The organism is Spiroplasma sp. ald (assembly GCF_044714355.1).
Classification (GTDB): Bacteria; Bacillota_I; Bacilli_A; order Mycoplasmatales; family Mycoplasmataceae; genus Spiroplasma; species Spiroplasma phoeniceum.
Genome location: NZ_RXFY01000055.1, coordinates 1 through 7,212, shown reverse-complemented (window position 1 = coordinate 7,212; position 7,212 = coordinate 1). Strand labels below are relative to the sequence as shown.

Below are 7,212 nucleotides of genomic sequence, written 5' to 3'. Positions count from 1 at the left end.
ACAATTATTTTAATAGGTTATGCAAGAAGTCTAATAATAGACAGTTGTTTTTTCTTTTTGGAGCCAGAGAGTTTTCTCTCTCTTCACCCGCACCATTTCAGGTCAAAACGTTCAGTTTTTAAAATAAATTCACTTGCACCTTGAAGAGCCTAATGCTATACGCAAATTTATTTATAAAGTCACTATCTCTATGGTTTATTGTCGTTTGATATTAACCTTGGACTTATCACGACTATCGCTTGTTAAAGCGTCTATTATTTCCGGACTGATTACCGCTGGGCTAGACCGCCTATGTGGAATAAAAACACTTAGTTATTTAAAATAACCGTCCCACACTGCATTAAGTTGTTTTATAAAATCAAAGTTTTAACAAACCAGTTTCATAATCAAAGATAATTTTTGAATTTTCTAAGCGTTTATAAAACCGCTTTTGTGTTTTATCTTTTACTTTATTCAATAAATATTTATGTTTTTCACAAGTTCATAAAACTTTATTTGATAAAAATTCTTCAGTAATGAATGATATTGTTTTATAGCAGTTATCAATATCGCAAATTTGTTGTGGCTTATTAATTTTCATTACTTACTCCTTTCTTTTATTAAGTTTTTTTATTAGCAAATTAATTAACTGAAACAGAGAAAGGACAACACCTTAAATTAGGAGAAAAACAGGTACACTTTGTAAAGATTTCTGAGATATTTAATAAATGTGTAAACAACTTAAAGAGGGTATCAGAAAGTTGTGTAAAAAGTTTCTATTTTAAGAAATTAAGATGCTGTCCTTTCTCTGAATTAATTAATAATTATGGGTTTACAAATAAAAAAACAACCCTTTAATAAAAGTTGTTTTAGCGCGTTTCGTTTTACAGTTTACACATTAAAATAATAATTAAAAGGAATGATTATCATAAATAAACATTCCTTTTAATTATTTTTAAAATTATTTTATAATCAATTTTTTGTCACTTTAATATAACCAACTTTTGATAATTGAGCAGTGATACAATACGCTCCAATAACTCCTATGACGATTGGAATATATACTAATGGTGGTGCTGTCATTGGAAAGACATTGTTCAATACATATGGAATTAAGAATCCTAATAATACAACAATTTCTGTGGCAACATTAACTGGTCAAGTTGGTTTTGATTGAATAAATGGAATTTGTTTTGTTCTAAACATTAACATAACAACGGTTTGAGTAATTAATCCTTCAATAAATCAACCCGATTGAAAAATTGCAACATGATAAGCGGCATTTGCCGAAGTAGGATCAGCATGATATGCACTAAAGACACCAAAACCATACCCCAAAATAATAAAGGTTATTACATCAAAAACACTACTAATTGGGCCGTTAACAAAGGTAAATGATAACATACCTTTTGTACGTCAGCGCTGTGGTTGTAATAAGAAATCTTCATCAACACGGTCAAATACAACCACAAATTGTGAAAAATCATAAATTAAATTTTGAAATAACATTTGAACTGGCAACATTGGCGTAAATGGAATTCATCAAGCCACAATAATTAAAGTAAAAACATTCCCAAATTGTGAAGCCATTGTTATTTTAATATATTTTAAAATATTTCCAAATGTTAAACGTCCTTGTTCAATTCCTTGTTCAATTACATCTAATGATTTTTCTAATAAAATAATATCTGATGCTTCCTTAGCAACATCAGTTGCATTATTAACTGAAATTGCAATATCACTTTGTCGTAATACTGGCACATCATTAATTCCATCACCCATAAAACCAACAACATGATTATTCGCTTTTAGCAAACTAATAATTCGTGATTTATCCGTTGGATTTAATTTAACAAAAACATTGTTAATTTCAACCGCACGTTTTAATTCATAGTCAGTCAACTTATCTAATTCTTCCCCAGAAATAATTCCTTTAATTTTCATTCCTACACGATCACAAATCGAACGCGTTACAGCAGCATTATCTCCTGTTAAAATTTTTAATTCAACACCACGAGTAGCTAATACTTTAACCATTTTTGATGCTGATGGTTTAGGAATATCTAAAAATGTTGCATAACCATAAAAAATTAAATCTTTTTCATCATTAATGTTATAAACTTTTTGATTTTCATTAACAACTTTATAACCAATTCCTAACACGCGGTATCCCTGATCATTCAAACGAGTTACCGTCTTAATGATTTGTTTTCTCATTTCATCATCTAAGTCAACAATTTTATTTTGATAATAAATTTTATTTGAAACATTAATAATTTCTTCAATTGCTCCTTTTGAAATTAATTTTGTATCTGCTGCATTTTTAACAATAATTGTTAAACGACGACGTTCAAAATCAAATGGAATTTCATCAACTTTTTGATATTTATCAGGAGCAAAATAATGTGTACTTTCTTTAACATAATCAATAATTGCTGAATCTAGTGGATTTTTAATTCCAGTTTGAAAATAGCTATTTAAGTATAATAATTTCAATAAATCTGGTTCTTTTTTATTGTCGAAACTAGCATAATTAATTAACTCAATTTTATCATTTGTTAAAGTTCCTGTTTTATCTGTACATAAAACATCAATTGCCCCTAAATTTTGAATTGCCCCTAAATTTTTAAATACTAATTTACTGCGGCTCATTTTACGAGCTCCTCGTGCTAAATTACTTGTCACAATCATTGGCAGCATTTCAGGAATAATTCCAACAATAGCTGCCGCTGTTCATGTTATTCCTCCTAATCAATCACTTTTTGTTCCTGAGTAAATTAAGTAAATAATTGGTGCCATAATCAACACAAAAATAATTAATAGGAATGTTACTCGTTGCACTCCTGTTTGAAAATTAGTTAAAGGGCGTTTTTCTTGCAATACACTTGAAATTGACGAAAAATATGTTTTAACTCCCGTTTGAATAACCATTGCAATTGCACTACCTGAAACAACACTTGTACCCATTAAACAAATGTTTTCTAATTCTAATAAATTAACCTTATCTGTTGTTGCATGTTTCTCAACTGGCATTGATTCTCCGGTTAATGAAGCATGATTAATAAATAAATCACGACTAACTAAAATGCGAACATCAGCAGGAACCATATCCCCACTTGATAAGTAAATCAAATCTCCTGGTACTAAATCACGAACATCAATATCTTCTGATTTTTTGATTAATTCAAACATATTTTCGTAATTAATGTCAGTATATCCCTTGCCATCTCGAATCACTGTTGCTTTATTACTAACAATATTAATTAATTTTTTCGTTACAAAATGTGCTTTTATTGTTTGAATATAAACAACTGTTCCACTTGCAAAAATCATAACTGCTACAATAATTGCTGGTAAAATATCAGCAATTCCCCGTTCTGCAATAGGAGTTGAAAAATACTCATAAAAATTATAAATACTAATCGCAATTAGTACTAAATTAAAAGGTCCAAAAAATGATTTAAAAAAGTTTAGAACTCAATTAAATTTAGTAGTATCTACTTTATTGTGTCCATATTTTTTTTGTAAATCTTCGACATCAGCTGTCTTTATCCCAAACTGATTACTTTTAAATTCGTTTAATAATTCAGGTTGGTTAAGTTTTGAACATGCTTTTAATTTTTTATCATTAAAACTTAGCTTTTTTAATAAAGCTTCTTTTGTTCTATCTTTTCCAAACATGATTTGTTTCCTCTCTTACTTTGTTTCATGACACAACAAAATAAGATAAATTAACACAACTAAAAATATTAGCAATTATAAATAACTGCGGTGATTATCTTCTTGATGGTCAGAAACAATATTAAATAATGTATTACTTTTGTAAAAATTGATACCCTTAATAATCCGGCTTAATTGTAAAAACAGTCCGGACTGTTCCTGCTGTCCAAGCATAGAAATCACCACTCTTTCTTTCTTAAAAATAATACCTGTATATTTTAGCATAAAAAATAAGGCAAATATACCTTATTTAAAAAAATTATCGTAAAATTGAATAAAACAAAAATTTTTAACAAAAAATTTGAACTTATAACGTATTAACAAAATCAATAATCCCTTTAGAATCATTATTAATATATAATTCTGATGGTAACACAGCAACTTTGCTATTCTTCGCAATAGCAACTACTTTTGTTGATAAATATTCTACTTGAGGAGCTAATAAAATAATATTGTAATTATTATCTAATTGCTCTGGTGTTATCACAAAAAATTGCATATCATAATTATTTTTAACAATAACATCATTAATCTTATCTAAAATTCGATTAGCACTAATTCCTGCTGAACAAATTAAAGAAATTTTTATCATTTAGACCTCCATTTATTACTTATAATCTTTTTAAATTATACTGATTATAATTTAAAATGCAATCATAACAATAAAATGTTATTACATTAAATTAATTCAATAATTTCTTAAAATAAAAAGAATACTTCTGTTAATTAATAATTAAAGTATTCTTTTCCTATTTTATTTTTTAAAAATAGCTATTTCCCCAAAATTTTAGAATCAATATCTGGAATAAAGATTAGATGTAAATCCGGATTAGTTGTTTCAAGTAAAATCATCGGATCATTAATTGATTTAACTTTAAACTTAATATTATTAATATTAATTCGCATTTCTAGTGCTGATGCTAAATCAGTAATTTCAGTAGCTGTTTTTCATGCCCCTCCTTTTTCATTCTGATATTCAATTTGAACTAATCCACTAACTAATTCTACAGCAGTATTAGCAATTGCATCACTACTATGTCCACTAATTTTTAATATTGATGGTATAAGTTTTTTAATTTGTCCATTAAGTGGAATTGAAAAATTAAAATCTCGCTTAGTAAGTTTTACTTTTATTGATAAATCAGTTGTTAAATCGTAATTAAATAATTGGTTACTAAATAATTTAATTTTATCAATAGAAAGAATATCAATAAGTCCCTCTGTCCCAGATGTTAATTGTCATCAACTTGCCGGAATTTTTTCATATTTAATATTAATCGTTGTAGTTGATATTCATCAATCAACTTTTACTACAATTGAAATTGGAGTTCTATTAGCTGACCATTCACCACTTTTGCTTTTTCATCCTTCTAACAAATTATGTAAAATATGTTCTAAATTAGTACTAAATTGAAGGTTCTCTTTTTTATTTTTAGTACTTTGAATATTTTTATTAACATCTAAAAACCCATCATTGTTAATTTCTCGTGGTTTTTCAAGTAAATATTGTAATAGTAATAAGATCAAATTTTGTGATTTTTGTTGTTTACGTTTCTCAAGAACAAAATTACGGAAATGAATAATATCTGGTACTAAACTATTTAAAATATTAAGATATTTTGCTTTAATTTTTATTTCTACAGTAATACCTAACAAAAGATCTTTCTTTATTGTTTCATTAATTTCACCATTTTTAAGCATTTCATCAGCAAGTGGTAAATTCATTAATTCATTATTAACAAAGGCTTCTCATTTTTTTCAATTTTCATCATCCGCATTAAATGAAGTTGGAATAACTTTTGGCAAATTATAAAAAAGATGAAACGTTGTAACCAACGATAAAATCTTGCCAATTGCTAAGGTAGTGCCTTGAAAGGGAAGATTCATTTTAGTTAAAACCATCATCATACTTTTATTTAATTTTTGAACTGTATCATTTGTTCATTTTAAATTATTAGTAGCAACAGGAATTAAAAAATTTGAATCTTTTGTTTTTGGATTAGTTAATTCTTTATCTTTATAATCAGCAACAACTGTTAATTCTCCATAATGAGCAGTTCCATCTTCTGCAATTTCAATAAGCGTAAAATTTGTTTGTGTTAGCATTAAATCATCACTAAATTCTTTAAATTTACTTTCTAAAATGCTGAAAGCAGCATCATTGTTAACATTTTGGTATTCATCACTATCAACAACAAGAGGTGACAATTCACTAAAACTAGTTAATCGTTTAATAATTCGATTTTTTTCATAATCAACACCACTTCCCCCATTGTTATCATTATCTGCCCCACTTGTTGTATCAATATCACGGTGTCCAGCAGGGGTAGGTGCACATCCACTCAAGCCAAAAACAGGTGAACTTGTTAAAATAACACTACTTAAGATAACTAAAATTTTTTTCATTATTTATATCTCCTTTTTATTTTTTAACTTGTAAAATTTTATTTAATTAAAAATAACATTTAGAAGACTATACTAATTTAAACACTCTCGTTGATAACCATTTACAATAATTTTTAATTCTTTTTCACTACGTTTATTTACTAGCATATGCATTTGCAAAGACTTAATAGCATTATCTAATTCGCATAAATTAATGAAACTAAAATTTTCCCTAATATTTTGTTGTTTTAAAATTAATGAAAGTTTTTTAAACATAATTGTACTATTAACAGAAAAAGCAAGGGAAATTAAAACAAAAACATTTTGTGAAAATAATACAAAAGAAATATTATTTTCATTTAAAGCACGATGAAATGGCTTAAATGTATTGATATAAGCTAAAATTTTATTAATTAAGACAATTTTTAAATATTTTGTTCAATATTGTTTAAAAAAATATATTGTTGCAATAAATGAAATAAAAACTAGAAAAATAAGAATAACCATATCGTCTGAGCCTTTGATGCTAGCTTTATGAATTGCAAATATTGTTATTAAACTAACTTTAAATATAATTGAAAAAAGACAAATAATTGAATCATTATAATAATTAGAAAGCAATTGTTTCCCAATTAAGATTCATAAACTAATTAAGCAAACTGTTAAGGAAAGGAGATTACGAAGAACCAATAAATTCGTTGTATCCATTAGTAAAAAATAAAAACTAGTTTGAATTCCAACTAAAAAGATAATTGTTAAACTTTGTTTTGTTTTTTTCTTTAAAACAGTAAGATTTGTAAGATATGAAGCAAAATAAACAACAGCAAAAAAGACTAATACCTTAGCAATAAATAATATTAATGGTCAATCAATATAATTAATTTCAAATAGCCTGTTCATTTTACTACACCTTACCTTTAAAGAATTATTTTACCTTATTTGCAAATATTATATAGATTTATTGTCAAAAATGCAATGTTGGTCGCATGTAAAAAATTGGGGTTTTGAAAAAACTCAGAAATTGAATAAGAATAATAGACTTCTTGCATAACCTATTAAAATAATTGTAAATATTTTTAAAAAGATACTAATAGCAAATTATAATTTTAATTAATTATGTCTTTTATT

5 protein-coding genes are annotated in these 7,212 nt (G+C 26.4%); all 5 read right to left on the bottom strand.

All coding sequences use genetic code 4. From position 1 onward, the window contains the following. Positions 1 to 340: 340 nt before the first annotated feature. Entirely contained in the window at positions 341 to 580 is a 240-nt protein-coding gene (locus EHU54_RS03590; RefSeq protein ID WP_400248986.1) for a hypothetical protein, read from the bottom strand. Positions 581 to 945: 365 nt separating this feature from the next. Continuing rightward, complete coding sequence (mgtA, locus tag EHU54_RS03585; RefSeq protein ID WP_400248985.1) at positions 946 to 3,660, bottom strand: magnesium-translocating P-type ATPase; 2,715 nt, start codon at positions 3,658 to 3,660, stop codon at positions 946 to 948. Between the two features lie 346 nt (positions 3,661 to 4,006). After that, positions 4,007 to 4,291, bottom strand: coding sequence for a PTS sugar transporter subunit IIB (locus EHU54_RS03580; protein ID WP_400248984.1), 285 nt, complete (start codon positions 4,289 to 4,291; stop codon positions 4,007 to 4,009). A 179-nt stretch (positions 4,292 to 4,470) separates the two neighbouring features. Continuing rightward, on the bottom strand, positions 4,471 to 6,105 hold the full coding sequence (locus tag EHU54_RS03575) for a hypothetical protein (protein ID WP_400248983.1): 1,635 nt from the start codon (positions 6,103 to 6,105) through the stop codon (positions 4,471 to 4,473). Between the two features lie 72 nt (positions 6,106 to 6,177). Next, a complete protein-coding gene (locus EHU54_RS03570; protein WP_400248982.1) occupies positions 6,178 to 6,984 on the bottom strand; it encodes a hypothetical protein in 807 nt (268 codons plus the stop codon). Positions 6,985 to 7,212 lie beyond the last annotated feature (228 nt).